Genomic DNA, 15,902 nt, shown 5'->3' with positions numbered 1-15,902 from the left:
TGAACTCCGTAGGCACTGTCCACCCGACTCGTCCGTACTGAGCCATACGGGGCGCCGCTTCCCCCAGGCGTACGAGTTGAAGATGACCGGAACCCAAGGAGCGGGCCACGATCGCCGGCATGCGCTCATCCCGCTGTCATCCGCTGCTCGTTCCGGCGTTGCTGTGCGCGCTCGTCGTGCTGGGGGCCAGGCCCGCCGGGGCGGCGGGCTGGGACGACGGAGACGGGATCGGCAGCGGTTCCGACTCCGGGGTCGGCGCCGGGGTCGCGCGGCTCTACGAGGACGCGGCGCTGGCGACGCAGCGGTACGAGGCGGGACGGCGCGAGGCCGAGGTGGAGCGGGCGCGGGCCGAGCGGGCCGAGGCACTGCTGGACCGTGAGCGGCGGGAGATCACCGCCCTGCACGAGGACCTCGGCCGGATGGCACGCGCCCAGTACCGCACCGGTGGCGGTCTGCCGGTGGCCGCGCGGCTGATCCTCGCGGACGACCCGGACGAGTTGCTGCGCGGTCAGCACGTCCTGGCGCAGGCCGGTGAGGCACTCGCGGGTTCGGTCGGCAGGAGTCGGCGGGCCGAGGCGCGGCTGACCGCGGACGAGGCGAAGGCCACGGTGGCGTGGCGGGCGCTGGAGAAGCAGAACAGTGAACTCGCCGCGGTGAAAGACACCATCGAGCGGAAACTCGAGGAAGCGCGTGGGCAGTTGCAGGGACAGGCGGACGCCTCGGCCGCGGCCGGCAGTTGCCGCGGGCCGGTGCGGCTCGAACAGCCGGAGACGGACGTCACGCGGGCGTGGGTCGCACCCGTGGAGACGTACACACTGTCCGCGGGCTTCGGCAGTGGCGGCGACCGGTGGGTGAACCGGCACACCGGGCAGGACTTCGCGGTGCCGATCGGGACGCCGGTGCGGGCGGCCGGTGCCGGACGTGTGGTGAGCGTCTCGTGCGGGGGTCCCTTCGGCATCGAGATCGTGATCCGGCATGCGGGCGGCTACTACACGCAGTACGCCCATCTCGCCGCCGTCGCTGTCGGCCAGGGCGAGCGGGTGCACACCGGGCAGAGGATCGGCCAGTCGGGCACCACCGGCAACTCCACCGGCCCGCACCTGCACTTCGAGGTGCGGGTCACGCCTCAGATGGGCTCCGCGGTGGACCCGGTGCCGTGGCTGGCGGCGCGAGGCGTCCCCCTCGGATGACGACGCCCGGCGGGCGGCCCGGTGCCGCGCCCGCGGGCCGGTCCTACGGAAGCGAGTCCACCGGAAGCGAGTCCGACGGAAGCGAGTCCTACGGCCGTGCGGCCAGCATCCGCTCGATCACGACCGCCACACCGTCGTCGTTGTTGGCGACCGTGCGGCCCGAGGCCGCGGCGATGACGTCCGGGTGGGCGTTGCCCATCGCGTACGACTGGCCGGCCCAGGTGAGCATCTCGACGTCGTTCGGCATGTCCCCGAAGGCGACGACCTCCTCGTGCGAGATTCCGCGCTCGGCGCAGCACAGGGCGAGCGTGCTGGCCTTGGAGACGCCGGGGCCGCTGATCTCCAGCAGGGCGCTGGGGCTGGAACGGGTGACGTTGACACGCTCACCCAGGGCGAGACGGGCCGTGGTGAGGAAACCGTCCGGATCGAGGGACGGGTGGTAGGCGAGGATCTTGAGCACCGGCTCCGTGGCACCGGGGCCGTCCGGCGCCAGCAGGTCCTCGGCCGGCGCGAGGTTGTCCGGGATCTCCATGTGCAGCTTCGGGTAGTCCGGCTCCTGGTGGAAGCCGTACGTCTGCTCCACCGCGTACACCGTGCCCGGTGCCGCGTCGCGCAGGAGCCGTACGGCGTCCAGCGCGTTGTCCCGGGCGAGCTCGCGCACCTTCACGAAGCGGTGGGCGCCGGGGCCGCCGTGCAGGTCGACCACGGCCGCGCCGTTGCCGCAGATCGCCAGGCCGTGGCCGTGGACGTGATCGCTGACGACGTCCATCCAGCGGGCGGGGCGGCCGGTGACGAAGAAGACCTCGATGCCCGCCTCCTCGGCGGCGGCGAGGGCGGCGACCGTGCGCGGGGAGACCGACTGGTCGTCCCGCAGGAGGGTGCCGTCGAGATCGGTGGCTATGAGCCGTGGCGGAACGGCGGCGGCCGGGGTCTCGGGCTGTCGAGTCGCTGAGGTCACCCGTTCATTCTCCCGCATATGCCTGCACGCCCGTGCGGGAGTCCGCACAGGTGAGGAGTTGCCGTCCTCGTCAGGGCCGTCCTCGTCGGCACCGCCCCACCCCGTCCGCTCAGCCGAGCTGGGCCGGGGCCTCCAGGGCGATCTGCTCGAAGACCTTCTCGTCGGCGGCGAAGTCGGAGTCGGGGATGGGCCAGTGGATCACGATCTCGGTGAAGCCCAGTTCCCGGTGCCGGCCCGCGAAGTCCACGAAGGCGTCGAGCGACTCCAGCGGCCGGGCGCGGTCCGGGGTGAAGCCGGTGAGCAGGATCTTGTCGAGTTCGGATACGTCCCGGCCGATATCGGCGCAGGCGTCGGCCAGCTTCTCGGCCTGGCCGCGAATGGCTTGAATCGACTGTTCAGGGGTGCCGTTCTCGTACAGCTTGGGGTCGCCGGTGGTCACCCACGCCTGTCCGTGCCGTGCCGCGAGACGCAGGCCGCGCGGGCCCGTCGCGGCCACCGCGAAGGGCAGTCGGGGGCGCTGCACACAGCCGGGGATGTTGCGCGCCTCGTGCGCCGAGTAGAAGTCGCCCTCGTAGGACACGCCTTCCTTGCCGTCGTCGGTCAGCAGCCGGTCGAGGAGCTGGACGAACTCGGCGAACCGGTCGGCGCGCTCCCGCGGGGTCCAGGGCTCCTGTCCCAGCACGGTCGCGTCGAAGCCGTTGCCGCCCGCGCCGACGCCGAGGGTGAAGCGACCCGCGGAGAGGTCGTCGAGGGAGATCAGTTCCTTGGCGTAGGGCACCGGGTGGCGGAAGTTCGGCGAGGTCACCAGGGTGCCCAGGCGGATCCGCTCGGTGACGGCCGCCGCCGCGGTCAGGGTCGGTACGGCGCCGAACCACGGGCCGTCCCGGAAGCTGCGCCAGGACAGGTGGTCGTAGGTGTACGCGGTGTGGAGGCCGAGCTGCTCCGCGCGCCGCCATGCCGAACTGCCGCCCTCGTGCCAGCGGCGGTACGGGAGGATCACGGTGCTCAGACGCAGACTCATGTGTCCGAGACTAAGCCGCGCCACCGACTACGGACGAAACGGTCACCTTGCGCGGTCACGCGGTCACGCGGTCGCACGGTCACGCGCTGGTGCGGGCCGGGTGGCGAGCGCTGCCGAGGCGTCCGGAGATGAGCGCTTCCGAGGCGGCCGGGTGTCAGTGCTGCCGCGGGAAGCGCAGGTACTGGGGCGGCACGGCCTTGGTGAGCCACACCCCGTTCTCGCTGACGTGGAAGACGTGTCCGTCGCGGTGCATGGCGGCCGCGTCCACCGAGAGCACGACGGGGCGGCCGCGGCGGGCGCCGACGCGGGTCGCCGTCTCGCGGTCGGGCGAGAGATGCACGTCGTGCCGGTTCATGGGGCGCAGCCCCTCGGTGCGGATCGCGTCCAGGGTGCGGGCAACGGTGCCGTGGTAGAGGTACGGCGGAGGGGTCGCCGGGAGCAGTCCGAGGTCGATCTCGACGCTGTGGCCCTGGCTGGCGCGGATCCGGGTGCCCTCGATCGCGAAGCGCTTCTTGTCGTTCGCGGCGACCACGTGGTCCAGCTCTTCGCGGGTGAAGCGGAAGCCGTGGGCAGCGGCCGCGGTGATCAGCACGTCGATCTCGACCCAGCCGGCCTCGTCGAGTGTGAGCCCGATCCGCTCGGGCTGGTGACGCAGATGCTTGGAGAGGTACTTCGACACTTTTACGGTGCGTCTTTCGTCCATCCGCTCAGCATGACGGGAGAGACGTGGATCACGCAGATTTTTTTACGCGGAGGTTTGGTCCACAACCAACTGTAGTTATCCACAGGCTAATTGGCGGTTCTGTGGACAACTCCCCGACATGTCAGCCCCATTCGTCAAGATCGACTGGGGGCCCTCCCCTTGACGTGAGCGCGTCCAACGCCCTTGCTCGCACCTCCCGTTCAGCTGCCAGCCCCACAAACTCCGCCGCCCGTTCCGGACCAACCAGCTTCTCCACCGCCCGCATCGTCTCCTCGGGCAACGACACGGAGCGTGACATCGGAGCGCTCGGTGCGCTCTCGCCCGTGCCGAGTCGCTGACGCAGCTGCCGCACCGCCAACATCCGCATCGCGCGGGCGAGTTCCGCGTCCACCGTCTGCTGCGCGAGCGGCCGCAGTCGTCGTACCAGTGAGGCCGCTTCGGCCGCGTCCGCGTCGGTCGGGCGGTGCGGGCCGTCGAGGTACCGGGCGAAGACGTGCTCGGTGGTGAACTCCAGGAAACGGGCCGCGATGTGCTCGACCTGTCCCCTCAACTCCCGCAGATGGCCCGCGACCGCGGACAGGGGGACGCCCGCCGCGGCCAACTCGACGGCCACGGCCAGCTCTTGGGGGCTCGGCACGAGGAAGGAGTCCTCGTCATCGGGGACGGGTTCGAGCACGCCCAGCTCTACGGCGTCGGCGACCGCCGCGTCGTCGGGGGAGCCGCCGAACCGCTCGACCAGCTCGGCGCGGGAGACCCGTACCGCCTGCTCGTCGGTCCACGGGCCGTCGACCTCGGCGACCAGCCCGAGCACCCCGCCCAGGCCGCGGCCGGCGTCCCAGGCCTCCAGGAGCTCCTTGATGGAGGCCAGGGTGTAGCCGCGGTCCAGGAGGTCTGCGATCTGGCGCAGCCGGGCGAGATGCGCATCCGAGTAGAGGTTGGCGCGGCCGCGGCGCTCGGGGCGGGGGAGGAGGCCGCGGTCCTGGTAGGCGCGGATGGTGCGGACCGTGGCGCCGCTGACGTGCGCCAGGTCCTCGATCCGGTACGTCGTCTCCATGCTCCGTGCCTCCGTCCGCTGTCGTGCTGCCGTGCTGTCCGTGCGCCGTCGTGCCGACCGCCCGCCGTCGTGCCGTCTGCGCGACGCGCCCGGCGCCGCGGGCCGTGCCCACCCGTTCGGCTCTGCCCAAACGACTGGCCACGACCGGTTCAGGTGACTGTCACGGTGCAGCCGGGCGATCGCCGCCCGGCCGCGGGCACTCTCTCCAGATACTCCAGATACTCCAGATACTCCAGATACTCCAGGCACTCCGCATACTCCGCCGCCCGGCTCGGCGGGCAACAGGCCCTTGCCCACGGTGGTCGAGCACGCGCGCGTGCCGGGCGGTCCGTGCGCTCACAGTGGTGGTTCCAGACGGGCGATCGCACGCAACGCGCGCGGGGCGAACCGCGACATCAGGTGGGCACCCCGGGCTTCCGGGGTGACCGGCACGACGGCCTCGTTGCGGACGACCGCTTTCAGGATCGCGTCGGCGACCTTCTCCGGCGGGTAGTTCCTGAGGCCGTACAGACGCGCCGACCTCTTCTGCCGCCGCTTCTCCTCGGCGGCGTCCACGCCGGCGAAGCGCGCGGTGGAGGTGATGTTGGTGTTGACGAAGCCGGGGCAGATCGCGCTGACGCCGATCCCCTGGCCCGCCAGTTCCGCGCGCAGGCACTCGCTGAGCATCAGCACGGCCGCCTTGGAGGTGCTGTAGGCGGGCAGTGCCCTGGAGGGCTGGTACGCCGCCGCGGACGCGGTGTTGACGATGTGGCCGCCCTGTCCGCGCTCGGCCATCTGCCTGCCGAACAGCCGGCAGCCGTGGATGACGCCCCACAGGTTGACGTCGAGGACCTTCTTCCAGTCCTGGGGGGTGGTGTCGAAGAAGGAGCCGCCCAGGCCGATCCCGGCGTTGTTCACCAGGACGTCCACCACCCCGTATTCGGCGGCGACTTTCTCGGCGAGTTTCTCCATGGCCTGTTCGTCGGAGACGTCGGTCGTCTCGGCCCAGGCCTTGGGGGCGCCGAGCAGGCGGGACAGCTCGGCGGTGCGGGCGGCGGCCTCGGCGTCCCGGTCGACGGCCACCACGCGGGCGCCGGCCTCCGCGAAGGCGAACGCCGTGGCCCGGCCGATGCCGCTGCCGGCGCCGGTGACCAGGACGAGCTGCCCGCCGAACCGGTCGGCGTACTTACCGGTCGCCTTCACCTGGCTCTTTCCGCTCTCGATGGTTGTCACGAACTCGGTGATCCAGGCGGCCAGTTGGTCGGGTCGGGTGCGCGGTACCCAGTGCTTGGCCGGGAGGGTGCGGCGGGTCAACTGCGGAACCCACTGTTCCAGTTCGTCGTAGAGCCTCTCCGACAGGAAGGCGTCCCCGAGGGGCGTGATGAGCTGCACGGGCGCGTGTGCGTACGCGTCCGTGCGGGGCCTGCGCAGCCTGGCCCGGACGTTGTCGCGGTACAGCCAGGCGCCGTGCGCCGCGTCCTGGGGCAGGGAGGAGGTCGGGTAGCCGCCGCCGGGCACCTTCTCGAAGCGCTCCAGGATCGCGGGCCAGCGCTTGCCGAGGGGGCCGCGCCAGGCCAGCTCGGGCAGCGCTGGTGTGTGCAGCAGGTACACGTACCAGGACTTGGCGCCCTGGCCGAGGAGCTGGCCGATCCGGCGCGGGGTGGGCCTCCTGAGGCGGCCGTTGATCCAGTGGCCGAAGTGGTCCAGGGACGGTCCGGACATCGAGGTGAAGGAGGCGATGCGCCCCTCGGTGCGCTTGACGGTGACGAACTCCCAGGACTGCACCGAGCCCCAGTCGTGCCCCACGACGTGCACCGGCCGGCCCGGGCTGACCGCGTCGATCACGGCCAGGAAGTCGTCCGTCAGCTTCTCCAGGGTGAAGCCGCCGCGCAGCGGCCGCGGCGCGGTCGACCGGCCGTGGCCCCGCACGTCGTACAGCACGACGTGGAAGCGCTCGGCCAGGCGGACGGCCACCTTCGACCAGACCTCCTTGCTGTCCGGGTAGCCGTGCACGAGGACCACCGTGGGCTGATGGGTGTCCCCCAGCTCGGCCACGCACAGCTCGACGCCGCCGGTCGGCACGCGGCGCTCGCGCGCGCCCTTCAGCATCGCCTCGGGAAAGAGCGTCACTTGTCCTCCGCCCAGCGCCGCACGTGCGGCAGATCGTCGTCCAGCCAGAATGCGCTCTCGACGGGATCCGCGGAGTCGGTGACGACCAGGATCTCCTCGAACTTCGCGCCCGTGCCCCGGAAGCCCAGATGGGGTTCGACCGCCCACAGGCCCGGCTGCGGCGGGTGGTCGGAGAAGCGGTACGGCGACCAGAGCGGGGACCAGCCGTCGCGGTGGCCGCGCAGCGCGTCGGAGGCGAGCCCCTTCAGGGACTGGGTGCCGAATCCGAACAGGTGCGGTGACCAGCGGCGCTGTGGCACGCGGTCGACCTTGTGGGCGATCACGCCGAAGGGGTAGGCGCGGTGCCGGTTGGCGTAGCCCTGGCGGACCATGAGGCGGTCCACGTCCTCGTAGATCGTGCGCAGCGGGCGCCGCTCGCGCACCTCGCACAGGATGAGCTCGCGGTGGGCCTCCAGGTCGGCCATGAGCCGGTCCTGCACGGGGTTGATGCCGAGGGAGCCCGAGTAGCCGATGTCGGCGGTGAATCCGTCGTACACGGGAGCCATGTCGAGGATGAACGGCATCCCCGGCTCCAGGCGGCGGTCGGTCGGGAAGAACTGGAGCGGTATGCGGAAGCCGGCGAACGCCGTGCGGTCCCCGAACCAGGCGAAGGGCAGGTGGAACCAGTCCCGCACGCCGCGCTCGCGCAGCCACTCGCGCTGCATGCGGGCCGCCTCGCGCTCGGTCACGCCCGGCTGCAGGCGTGCGGCGACCGCCTCCGCGCAGTCGTACGCGAGGCGCTGCACCTGCCTGAACCCCCGTAGCCGTACGGAGAGTTCGTCTGCCACTGCCGTCGTCATGCCACCGCCCCACCCTCGTCCACACCGACTGCGGTACGTGCCCGTAACGTGACACCGGTGAATGTGACAGTTGTTAGAGGCTGCGTCAATAGACCGGGTCAGGGCTGTGGATAACTCTGCGTAGCTCTCAGGTAGGGGAATCCCCTACGGACCCGTACGCCTGGAGTCGGACGTCAAGACAGCTCTGCGGTCTGACGACCGGCGTGGTACGCGTCACTATCGTCTTAGCCGTGACTGTGATCGCGACCGAAAGCCTGAGCATGCGGTTCCCCCGGGTGACCGCGCTTGACCGGCTCTCCGTCGACGTCGGGCCCGGTGTGACCGGGCTCGTCGGAGCGAACGGAGCCGGCAAGTCCACTCTGATCAAGATCCTTCTGGGTCTGACCCCCGCCTCCGAGGGCCGCGCCGAAGTGCTCGGGCTCGACGTCGCGACCAAGGGCGCCGACATCCGTGAGCGGGTCGGCTACATGCCGGAGCACGACTGTCTGCCGCCGGACGTCTCGGCGACCGAGTTCGTCGTCCATATGGCGCGTATGTCCGGCCTGCCGCCCACGGCCGCGCGTGAGCGCACGGCGGACACGCTGCGCCATGTCGGTCTGTACGAGGAGCGCTACCGCCCCATCGGCGGCTACTCGACCGGTATGAAGCAGCGCGTGAAGCTCGCGCAGGCCCTCGTCCACGACCCGCAGCTGGTCTTCCTGGACGAGCCGACCAACGGCCTCGACCCGGTCGGCCGCGACGACATGCTCGGCCTGATCCGCCGTATCCACACCGACTTCGGCATCTCGGTCCTGGTCACCTCGCACCTGCTGGGCGAGTTGGAGCGGACCTGCGACCACGTCGTCGTCATCGACGGCGGCAAGCTCCTGCGCTCCAGCTCCACCACGGACTTCACACAGACCACGACCACTCTGGCGATCGAGGTCACGGACACCGACGAGCACCCGGACGGCACGCGCGCGGTGCGCGAGGTGCTGCAGGCGCGCGGGGTGGAGGTCCTCGACGGCAGCAACGGCCTGCCGGGCGCCGGACACATCCTGCTGCTGACCGCGCAGGGCGAGCAGACGTACGACCTCGTGCGCGACGTCGTCGCAGACCTCGGCCTCGGCCTGGTGCGCATGGAGCAGCGCAGGCACCACATCTCCGAGGTCTTCCACGCGGACACCGAGGAGCAGGACGTGACGAAGGAGGCGGCCGTCCATGGCAGTTGAGCAGCCCATGCGGACACCGGCCGCGGCGTCGGGTGACCAGACCCGCATCCACAACATCGGCTACCGCAACTACGACGGCCCCCGCCTCGGCCGTTCCTACGCCACCCGCTCGCTGTACTCGCAGTCCCTGCGCGGCGCCTACGGCCTCGGCCGCTCGGTCAAGTCCAAGGTGCTGCCGATGCTGCTGTTCGTGGTGATGTGCGTGCCCGCGGCCATCATGGTCGCCGTCGCGGTCGCCACGAAGGCCAAGGACCTGCCCGTCGACTACACGCGCTACGCGATCATCATGCAGGCCGTCATCAGCCTGTACGTCGCCTCGCAGGCACCCCAGTCCGTCTCCCGCGACCTGCGCTTCAAGACCGTGCCGCTGTACTTCTCGCGGCCGATCGAGACCGCCGACTACGTGCGCGCCAAGTACGCGGCGCTGGCCTCCGCGTTGTTCGTCCTGACCGCGGCGCCGCTGCTCGTTCTCTATGTCGGCGCGCTGCTGGCGAAGCTCGACTTCGCCGACCAGACCAAGGGGTTCGCTCAGGGACTCGTCTCCGTGGCACTGCTCTCGCTGCTCTTCGCCGGCATCGGCCTGGTCATCGCCTCGGTGACCCCGAGGCGCGGCTTCGGCATCGCCGCCGTGATCGCCGTGATGACCATCTCCTACGGCGCCGTCTCCACGCTCCAGGCCATCGCCGAGGCGCAGAACAGCACGAGGGCCATTCCCTGGATCGGCCTCTTCTCTCCCGTGACCCTCGTCGACGGTGTCCAGACCGCCTTCCTCGGCGCGGCCTCGGCGTTCCCCGGCGAGATCGGCCCGACGAACGGCGAGGGCGTCGTCTACGTCCTGGTCGTCCTGGGTCTCATCGCCGCCTGCTACGGCCTCCTGATGCGCCGCTACCGGAAGGTGGGCCTGTGACCACGCTCAACATCGACCACGTCTCCCGCTGGTTCGGCAACGTGGTCGCCGTCAACGACGTCACCATGACGATCGGCCCCGGCGTCACCGGCCTGCTCGGTCCGAACGGCGCCGGAAAGTCCACCCTCATCAACATGATGGCCGGCTTCCTCGCGCCCTCCACCGGCACCGTCACCCTCGACGGCCAGCAGGTGTGGCGCAACGAGACGGTCTACAAGCACATCGGCATCGTCCCCGAGCGCGAGGCGATGTACGACTTCCTCACCGGGCGCGAATTCGTCGTCGCCAACGCCGAGTTGCACGGTCTGAACGCCAAGGCGGCGCAGAAGGCGCTCGCCACGGTCGAGATGGAGTACGCGCAGGACCGGAAGATCTCCACGTACTCCAAGGGCATGCGTCAGCGCGTGAAGATGGCGTCGGCCCTCGTCCACGACCCCTCGCTGCTCCTGCTCGACGAACCCTTCAACGGCATGGACCCGCGCCAGCGCATGCAGCTCATGGACCTGCTGCGGCGCATGGGCGACGAGGGCCGCACGGTGCTGTTCTCGTCCCACATCCTCGAAGAGGTCGAGCAACTCGCCTGGCACATCGAGGTCGTCGTCGCCGGACGGCACGCGGCCAGCGGCGACTTCCGCAAGATCCGCCGTCTGATGACCGACCGCCCGCACCGCTACCTGGTGCGCTCCAGCGACGACCGCGCGCTCGCGGCCGCGCTGATCGCGGACCCGTCGACGTCCGGCATCGAAGTCGACCTCGCGGAGGGCGCGTTGCGCATCCAGGCCGTCGACTTCGGCCGCTTCACGGCCCTGTTGCCCAGGGTCGCCCGCGACCACGGCATCCGGCTGCTCGCGGTCTCGCCGTCCGACGAGTCGCTCGAGTCCGTCTTCTCGTATCTCGTCGCGGCGTAGGAGGCCGAAGATGTACGACCCCACAGTCGCCCGACTCACCTACCGGGCCCTGCTCGGCCGTCGCCGGGCGCTCATCCTGGGCGCGCTGCCCCTGCTGCTGATCGTGATCTCCGTCGTCGTACGGGCTCTCGCCGGCGCCGACGACCAGACGGCCTCGGACCTGCTGGGCGGGCTCGCGCTCGCCACGATGGTGCCGATCATCGGCGTCATCGCCGGCACCGGCGCGATCGGTCCGGAGATCGACGACGGCTCGGTGGTGTACCTGCTGTCCAAGCCGCTGAAGCGGCCGACGATCATCTTCACCAAGCTGATCGTGGCGATCGCCGTGACCATGGTGTTCTCCGCGCTGCCGACCCTCATCGCCGGTTTCATCCTCAACGGCAACGGCCAGCAGATCGCCGTCGCCTACACGGTGGCCGCGCTGGTCTCCTCCATCGCGTACGCGGCGCTGTTCCTGCTGCTGGGCACGGTGTCCCGGCACGCGGTTGTCTTCGGGCTCGTCTACGCGCTGGTCTGGGAGGCCCTGTTCGGGTCCCTGGTGCCCGGTGCGCGCACGCTGAGCGTCCAGCAGTGGTCGCTGGCCGTCGCCCACAAGGTGGCCGGCGGGGACCTGGTCACCTCCGACGTCGGACTGACGACGGCGACGGTGTTCCTGGTCGCGGTGACCGTCCTGGCCACCTGGTACGCCGGGCAGAAGCTGCGGACGCTGACGCTCGCCGGGGAGGAGTGACAGGTCCTGATCCTGACGGAGGTTTCACCTCTGTCCGGGCACACTGGGCGAAAGCGGATACGGCCGGGAGGGACGGAGATGGCGGACGACTGGGACGACCTGGTGCTGGACGAGGACTTCGTACAGGGCGCCGAGACGTCCGAGCCGTCCGCCCGTGCCCGCATGCTGGCCGCGCGCTGGCGCGAGGAGAAGCCCGAGCCGCAGCCCTGGCGCTCGGACGAGCCGCCCGCAGGGTGGTTCTTCAGCAAGGGGCGGCGCCGGCGGTGGCGACGCCGCTGACCTCGCACTAATTCGGTGGCGTCCAACTCGTCGTACCGGCACAGTGGTTGTGTCCCCGTCGCCGGACGACGATCCGGCGCCACGTTCAGGGAGAGGAGCGGGACGGTGTCCATGCACGACAGTTCGTCCAGCTCCCGACAGGGCAGCCCGCGGCGGGTTCCGGTGTAGTTACCCCACCGTCGACCCCGTATCGCACAGGGAGTTGCCCGGGGCGGCCGCTTCGAGCACGCGACGCGCGCTGCGCTTGCGTGGGCCGCCTTCCCCGTCGCCCCCGTCGCAGGGGGCATCCTCCGCTGGGGCGGACGGGTCGGTTGCGCAGTCCGGCATCACCAGGTGCCACGGCGCCCACCCGCACCGCCCCAGCGGCATGTCTGTCCGCGCCTATGCGAGCAGGCGGTCCAGTACGACGGCGATGCCGTCCTCCTCGTTCGACGACGTCACCTCGTCCGCCACTGCCTTCAGTTCCTCGTGGGCGTTGGCCATGGCCACGCCCCGCGCTGCCCAGGCGAACATCGGGATGTCGTTCGGCATGTCGCCGAAGGCGATCGTGTCCGCCGCCTTGACGCCCAGGCGGCGGGCGGCCAGCGAGAGGCCCGTCGCCTTGGACAGACCCAGCGGCAGCAGTTCGACGATGCCCTCGCCCGCCATCGCCACCGTGACGAAGCCGCCCGCCGCCCGGCGGGCCGCCTCGGCGAGGGCGTCGTCGGACAGCTCAGGGTGCTGTATGTAGATCTTGTTCAGCGGGGCGGTCCACAGGTCGGACGCGTTCGTGAACGGGGTCGACGGAAGGCTGCCGGTGACCGCGTAGCCCGGCCCCACCAGCACATCGCCGTCCAGACCGTCACGGCTGGCCGCCAGGTACAGCGGGCCGACCTCCGCCTCGATCTTGGCCAGGGCCACGCCCGCCAGCTGCCGGTCCAGGGTGACCGACGTCAGCAGGCGGTGCGAGCCGGCGTCGTACACCTGGGCGCCCTGGCCGCAGACCGCGAGGCCCTGGTAGCCGAGGTCGTCGAGGATGTGCCGGGTCCAGGGGACCGCGCGGCCGGTGACGACGATGTGCGCGGCGCCCGCCGCGGTGGCCGCGGCGAGCGTGTCACGGGTGCGCTGTGAGACCGACTCGTCGGAGCGCAGGAGCGTGCCGTCGAGATCGGTCGCGATCAGCCGGTACGGGAAGCCCTTGACGGGAGACGCGTCGCTCACCTGGCGATCGGCTCCAGGACCTCCCGGCCGCCCAGGAACGGGCGCAGCACCTTCGGCACGTACACCGAGCCGTCGGCCTGCTGGTGGTTCTCCAGGATCGCCACGATCGTGCGCGGTACGGCGCACAGCGTGCCGTTGAGCGTCGCCAGCGGCTGCACCTTCTTGCCGTCGCGCATGCGGACGGACAGCCGGCGTGCCTGGAAGCCGTCGCAGTTGGAGGCCGAGGTCAGCTCGCGGTACTTGCCCTGCGTGGGGATCCACGCCTCGCAGTCGTACTTGCGGGACGCCGAGGCGCCCAGGTCGCCGGAGGCGACGTCGATGACCTGGAAGGGCAGTTCCAGGCCGGTGAGCCACTGCTTCTCCCACTCCAGGAGCCGCCGGTGCTCGTTCTCCGCGTCCTCGGGGGCGACGTACGAGAACATCTCGACCTTGTCGAACTGGTGCACGCGGAAGATGCCCCGGGTGTCCTTGCCGTACGTCCCGGCCTCGCGGCGGAAGCACGGCGAGAAGCCGGCGTAGCGCAGCGGCAGCTTGTCCGCGTCGAGGATCTCGTCCATGTGGTACGCGGCGAGCGGGACCTCGGAGGTGCCGACCAGGTAGTAGTCGTCCTTCTCCAGGTGGTAGACGTTCTCCGCGGCCTGGCCGAGGAAGCCGGTGCCCTCCATGGCGCGCGGGCGGACCAGCGCGGGGGTGAGCATCGGGACGAAGCCCGCCTCGGTGGCCTGCGCGATCGCGGCGTTGACCAGCGCCAGTTCCAGGAGGGCGCCGACGCCCGTCAGGTAGTAGAAGCGGGAGCCCGACACCTTGGCGCCGCGCTCGACGTCGATGGCGCCCAGCGCCTCGCCGAGCTCCAGGTGGTCCTTGGGCTCGAAGCCCTCGGCGGCGAAGTCGCGGATGGTGCCGTGCGTCTCCAGGACGACGAAGTCCTCCTCGCCGCCGACCGGGACGTCCGGGTGGATGAGGTTGCCGAGCTGGAGCAGAAGCCGCTTGGTCTCCTCGTCCGCCTCGTGCTGCTCGGCGTCGGCCGCCTTGACGTCGGCGGCGAGCCGGCCCGTCTGCTTCAGCAGCTCCGCCTTCTCGTCGCCGGAGGCCTTGGGGATGAGCTTGCCGAGCGCCTTCTGCTCGGAACGCAGCTCGTCGAAGCGGACGCCGGACGACCTGCGCCGCTCGTCGGCAGACAGGAGAGCGTCGACGAGCGCGACGTCCTCTCCACGGGCACGCTGGGACGCGCGCACACGGTCGGGGTCCTCACGGAGCAGGCGAAGGTCAATCACGCGGTCAAGGCTACCGGTGCGGGCATACGGCCCACGACTCACTATTCCCAACGGTTGGCAAATGTGTCTTACGTTCCGTTATGTGCGAATTGCGCACAGTGTCAACAAAAGGTGTCTCACTCCCTGGAACGGGGCAGGTCGTCGGCGTCTGGTTGACTCGATTCCCTTGTGGGGAAAGGGACTTGGCGCTCGGTTGTCCACAGCGGTCCACAACCCCCGAAGAGTTATCCACAGGGTGTGCGGACGGTCTGTGGATTTCGGAATTGATCACTCCGAAACTGCTCCGTCACACCCTGGATTCCCAGCGCAGACCCTGCTTTACCACCACTTTCGAGTGGAAACAGGTCGCTCCAAAGGATTGCCTAAAGGAAACGAGTGGACGAACGGTGACATGGGGGCCGGTGGACGCGAGAGGGGCCTGTAGGCCGATTTGTCGACCGAGTGACGCATGGGTGTCGACTTGTCCCCAGGTCGAGAAGCCTGCCTGTGGATAACTCCTGTGGACAACGAAAATCTGCAGGTAGGACTGGCCGGTCGTGCCCCTGGGCAGACTGGACGGTTGGGCTAGAAACGGCCGTCCTGGCAGCGCGCCACCCAGTCCGAGGCCGCGACGAAGTCCTCGTCGGACGTCCCCCGCCACAGCGCGCGTACGTCCTCGACGCCGATGTCCGCACGCGGGTACGAACCCAGGAACCGCACTTCCAGGCAGATCCGCTTGAGCCCCATCAGGGTCTCGGCCACCCGGCGGTCGGAGATATGGCCCTCCGCGTCGATGCAGAAGCAGTAGTTGCCGATGCCGGCGCCGGTGGGCCGCGACTGCAGCAGCATCAGGTTGATGCCGCGGGTGGCGAACTCGTCGAGCAGGTCGCGCAGGCCGCCGGGGTGGTCGTCGCGCTGCCACAGCACGACGGATGTCTTGTCCGCGCCGGTCGGCGCCGCGGGCCGGGCAGGTCGGCCGACCAGCACGAAGCGTGTCTGAGCGTTCTCGGCGTCGTGGATGCCGGTCTCCAGCGCCTCCAGGCCGTACAGGGCGGCGGCGAACTCGCCGGCGAAGGCCGCGTCGTACTGGCCCTCCTGGACCAGCCGGGCGGCGTCCGCGTTCGAGGCGGCCGACTCCCAGTGGGCGTCCGGGAGGTTGTTCCTGAGCCAGTTGCGCACCTGCGGCTGGGCGGCCGGGTGCGCGGAGACCGTCTTGACGTCGGAGAGCCTGGTGCCCGGCCTGACCAGCAGCGCGAAGGTGATCGACAGCAGCACCTCGCGGTAGATCATCAGCGGGGCGCCCGCGACCAGCTCGTCCAGGGTGGTGGTGATGCCGCCCTCGACGGAGTTCTCGATCGGCACGAACGCGGCCTCGGCCTCACCGGCGCGGACCGCGTCGAGCGCGGACTGGACGGACACGTACGGGACCAGTTCCCGGGTGGCCGTCTCGGGAAGGGTGCGCAGGGCGGCTTCGGTGAAGGTGCCCTCGGGACCGAGATACGCGTAGCTCGCTGGCATGACCTCACCCTAATGGGCCTTA

At 70.4% G+C, this 15,902-nt stretch carries 15 protein-coding genes; 6 read left to right on the top strand and 9 right to left on the bottom strand.

What is annotated here, in order from left to right:
* Nucleotides 1–119: 119 nt before the first annotated feature.
* Nucleotides 120–1,190 (top strand): M23 family metallopeptidase, encoded by a 1,071-nt coding sequence (locus OG870_RS23175; protein WP_266583142.1) that lies wholly within the window; start codon nucleotides 120–122, stop codon nucleotides 1,188–1,190.
* Nucleotides 1,191–1,278: 88 nt separating this feature from the next.
* Here OG870_RS23175 and OG870_RS23170 read toward each other — a convergent pair whose 3' ends face one another.
* The 6 genes from OG870_RS23170 to OG870_RS23145 form a co-directional block, all read right to left on the bottom strand.
* Nucleotides 1,279–2,166 carry a Cof-type HAD-IIB family hydrolase gene (locus tag OG870_RS23170; RefSeq protein WP_266583144.1) on the bottom strand — a complete coding sequence of 296 codons (888 nt, stop codon included), beginning with the start codon at nucleotides 2,164–2,166 and terminating at the stop codon, nucleotides 1,279–1,281.
* 91 nt (nucleotides 2,167–2,257) lie between these two features.
* Complete coding sequence (locus OG870_RS23165; protein ID WP_266583146.1) at nucleotides 2,258–3,169, bottom strand: LLM class flavin-dependent oxidoreductase; 912 nt, start codon at nucleotides 3,167–3,169, stop codon at nucleotides 2,258–2,260.
* 154 nt (nucleotides 3,170–3,323) lie between these two features.
* Nucleotides 3,324–3,872, bottom strand: a complete 549-nt coding sequence (locus tag OG870_RS23160; protein WP_266583148.1) for an RNA 2'-phosphotransferase — start codon at nucleotides 3,870–3,872, stop codon at nucleotides 3,324–3,326.
* Nucleotides 3,873–3,993: 121 nt separating this feature from the next.
* Entirely contained in the window at nucleotides 3,994–4,926 is a 933-nt protein-coding gene (locus OG870_RS23155) for a MerR family transcriptional regulator (RefSeq protein WP_266583150.1), read from the bottom strand.
* Between the two features lie 336 nt (nucleotides 4,927–5,262).
* Nucleotides 5,263–7,014 carry an SDR family oxidoreductase gene (locus tag OG870_RS23150; protein ID WP_266842121.1) on the bottom strand — a complete coding sequence of 584 codons (1,752 nt, stop codon included), beginning with the start codon at nucleotides 7,012–7,014 and terminating at the stop codon, nucleotides 5,263–5,265.
* Between the two features lie 17 nt (nucleotides 7,015–7,031).
* Nucleotides 7,032–7,874, bottom strand: coding sequence for a M24 family metallopeptidase (locus OG870_RS23145; protein ID WP_266839410.1), 843 nt, complete (start codon nucleotides 7,872–7,874; stop codon nucleotides 7,032–7,034).
* Nucleotides 7,875–8,110: 236 nt separating this feature from the next.
* Between OG870_RS23145 and OG870_RS23140 the strand changes: the two genes are divergently transcribed.
* From OG870_RS23140 to OG870_RS23120, 5 genes are all read left to right on the top strand, one after another.
* On the top strand, nucleotides 8,111–9,085 hold the full coding sequence (locus OG870_RS23140) for an ABC transporter ATP-binding protein (RefSeq protein WP_266842123.1): 975 nt from the start codon (nucleotides 8,111–8,113) through the stop codon (nucleotides 9,083–9,085).
* Nucleotides 9,075–9,992 carry an ABC transporter permease gene (locus tag OG870_RS23135; RefSeq protein ID WP_266682370.1) on the top strand — a complete coding sequence of 306 codons (918 nt, stop codon included), beginning with the start codon at nucleotides 9,075–9,077 and terminating at the stop codon, nucleotides 9,990–9,992. The genes OG870_RS23140 and OG870_RS23135 overlap by 11 nt, the downstream gene beginning before the upstream one ends.
* Nucleotides 9,989–10,900, top strand: coding sequence for an ABC transporter ATP-binding protein (locus OG870_RS23130; protein ID WP_266517635.1), 912 nt, complete (start codon nucleotides 9,989–9,991; stop codon nucleotides 10,898–10,900). Before OG870_RS23135 ends, OG870_RS23130 begins: the two co-directional genes overlap by 4 nt.
* A gap of 10 nt (nucleotides 10,901–10,910) precedes the next feature.
* Nucleotides 10,911–11,630: an ABC transporter permease subunit gene (locus tag OG870_RS23125; protein ID WP_266517633.1), complete on the top strand. Its 720-nt coding sequence runs from the start codon at nucleotides 10,911–10,913 to the stop codon at nucleotides 11,628–11,630.
* Nucleotides 11,631–11,708: 78 nt separating this feature from the next.
* Entirely contained in the window at nucleotides 11,709–11,909 is a 201-nt protein-coding gene (locus OG870_RS23120) for an SGM_3592 family protein (protein ID WP_266517630.1), read from the top strand.
* Nucleotides 11,910–12,290: 381 nt separating this feature from the next.
* Here OG870_RS23120 and OG870_RS23115 read toward each other — a convergent pair whose 3' ends face one another.
* From OG870_RS23115 to pheA, 3 genes are all read right to left on the bottom strand, one after another.
* On the bottom strand, nucleotides 12,291–13,109 hold the full coding sequence (locus tag OG870_RS23115; protein WP_266925311.1) for an HAD family hydrolase: 819 nt from the start codon (nucleotides 13,107–13,109) through the stop codon (nucleotides 12,291–12,293).
* A complete protein-coding gene (gene serS, locus OG870_RS23110; RefSeq protein WP_266517626.1) occupies nucleotides 13,106–14,383 on the bottom strand; it encodes a serine--tRNA ligase in 1,278 nt (425 codons plus the stop codon). The genes OG870_RS23115 and serS overlap by 4 nt, the downstream gene beginning before the upstream one ends.
* Before the next feature lie 564 nt (nucleotides 14,384–14,947).
* On the bottom strand, nucleotides 14,948–15,880 hold the full coding sequence (gene pheA, locus OG870_RS23105) for a prephenate dehydratase (RefSeq protein WP_266517624.1): 933 nt from the start codon (nucleotides 15,878–15,880) through the stop codon (nucleotides 14,948–14,950).
* Between the last annotated feature and the right edge of the window lie 22 nt (nucleotides 15,881–15,902).

The sequence above is a fragment of the Streptomyces sp. NBC_00461 genome (assembly GCF_036013935.1).
Lineage (GTDB): Bacteria > Actinomycetota > Actinomycetes > Streptomycetales > Streptomycetaceae > Streptomyces.
The sequence above is the reverse complement of the archived record's forward strand: the minus strand, read 5'-3'. Positions and strand labels throughout refer to the sequence as shown.

Bases quoted from the DNA above. Each gene is read 5' to 3' on its own strand.
- OG870_RS23175 (WP_266583142.1), top strand. From the start codon at position 120: ATGCGCTCATCCCGCTGTCATCCGCTGCTCGTTCCGGCGTTGCTGTGC.
- OG870_RS23170 (WP_266583144.1), bottom strand. From the start codon at position 2,166: ATGCGGGAGAATGAACGGGTGACCTCAGCGACTCGACAGCCCGAGACC.
- OG870_RS23165 (WP_266583146.1), bottom strand. From the start codon at position 3,169: ATGAGTCTGCGTCTGAGCACCGTGATCCTCCCGTACCGCCGCTGGCAC.
- OG870_RS23160 (WP_266583148.1), bottom strand. From the start codon at position 3,872: ATGGACGAAAGACGCACCGTAAAAGTGTCGAAGTACCTCTCCAAGCAT.
- OG870_RS23155 (WP_266583150.1), bottom strand. From the start codon at position 4,926: ATGGAGACGACGTACCGGATCGAGGACCTGGCGCACGTCAGCGGCGCC.
- OG870_RS23150 (WP_266842121.1), bottom strand. From the start codon at position 7,014: ATGCTGAAGGGCGCGCGCGAGCGCCGCGTGCCGACCGGCGGCGTCGAG.
- OG870_RS23145 (WP_266839410.1), bottom strand. From the start codon at position 7,874: ATGACGACGGCAGTGGCAGACGAACTCTCCGTACGGCTACGGGGGTTC.
- OG870_RS23135 (WP_266682370.1), top strand. From the start codon at position 9,075: ATGGCAGTTGAGCAGCCCATGCGGACACCGGCCGCGGCGTCGGGTGAC.
- OG870_RS23125 (WP_266517633.1), top strand. From the start codon at position 10,911: ATGTACGACCCCACAGTCGCCCGACTCACCTACCGGGCCCTGCTCGGC.
- OG870_RS23120 (WP_266517630.1), top strand. From the start codon at position 11,709: ATGGCGGACGACTGGGACGACCTGGTGCTGGACGAGGACTTCGTACAG.
- pheA (WP_266517624.1), bottom strand. From the start codon at position 15,880: ATGCCAGCGAGCTACGCGTATCTCGGTCCCGAGGGCACCTTCACCGAA.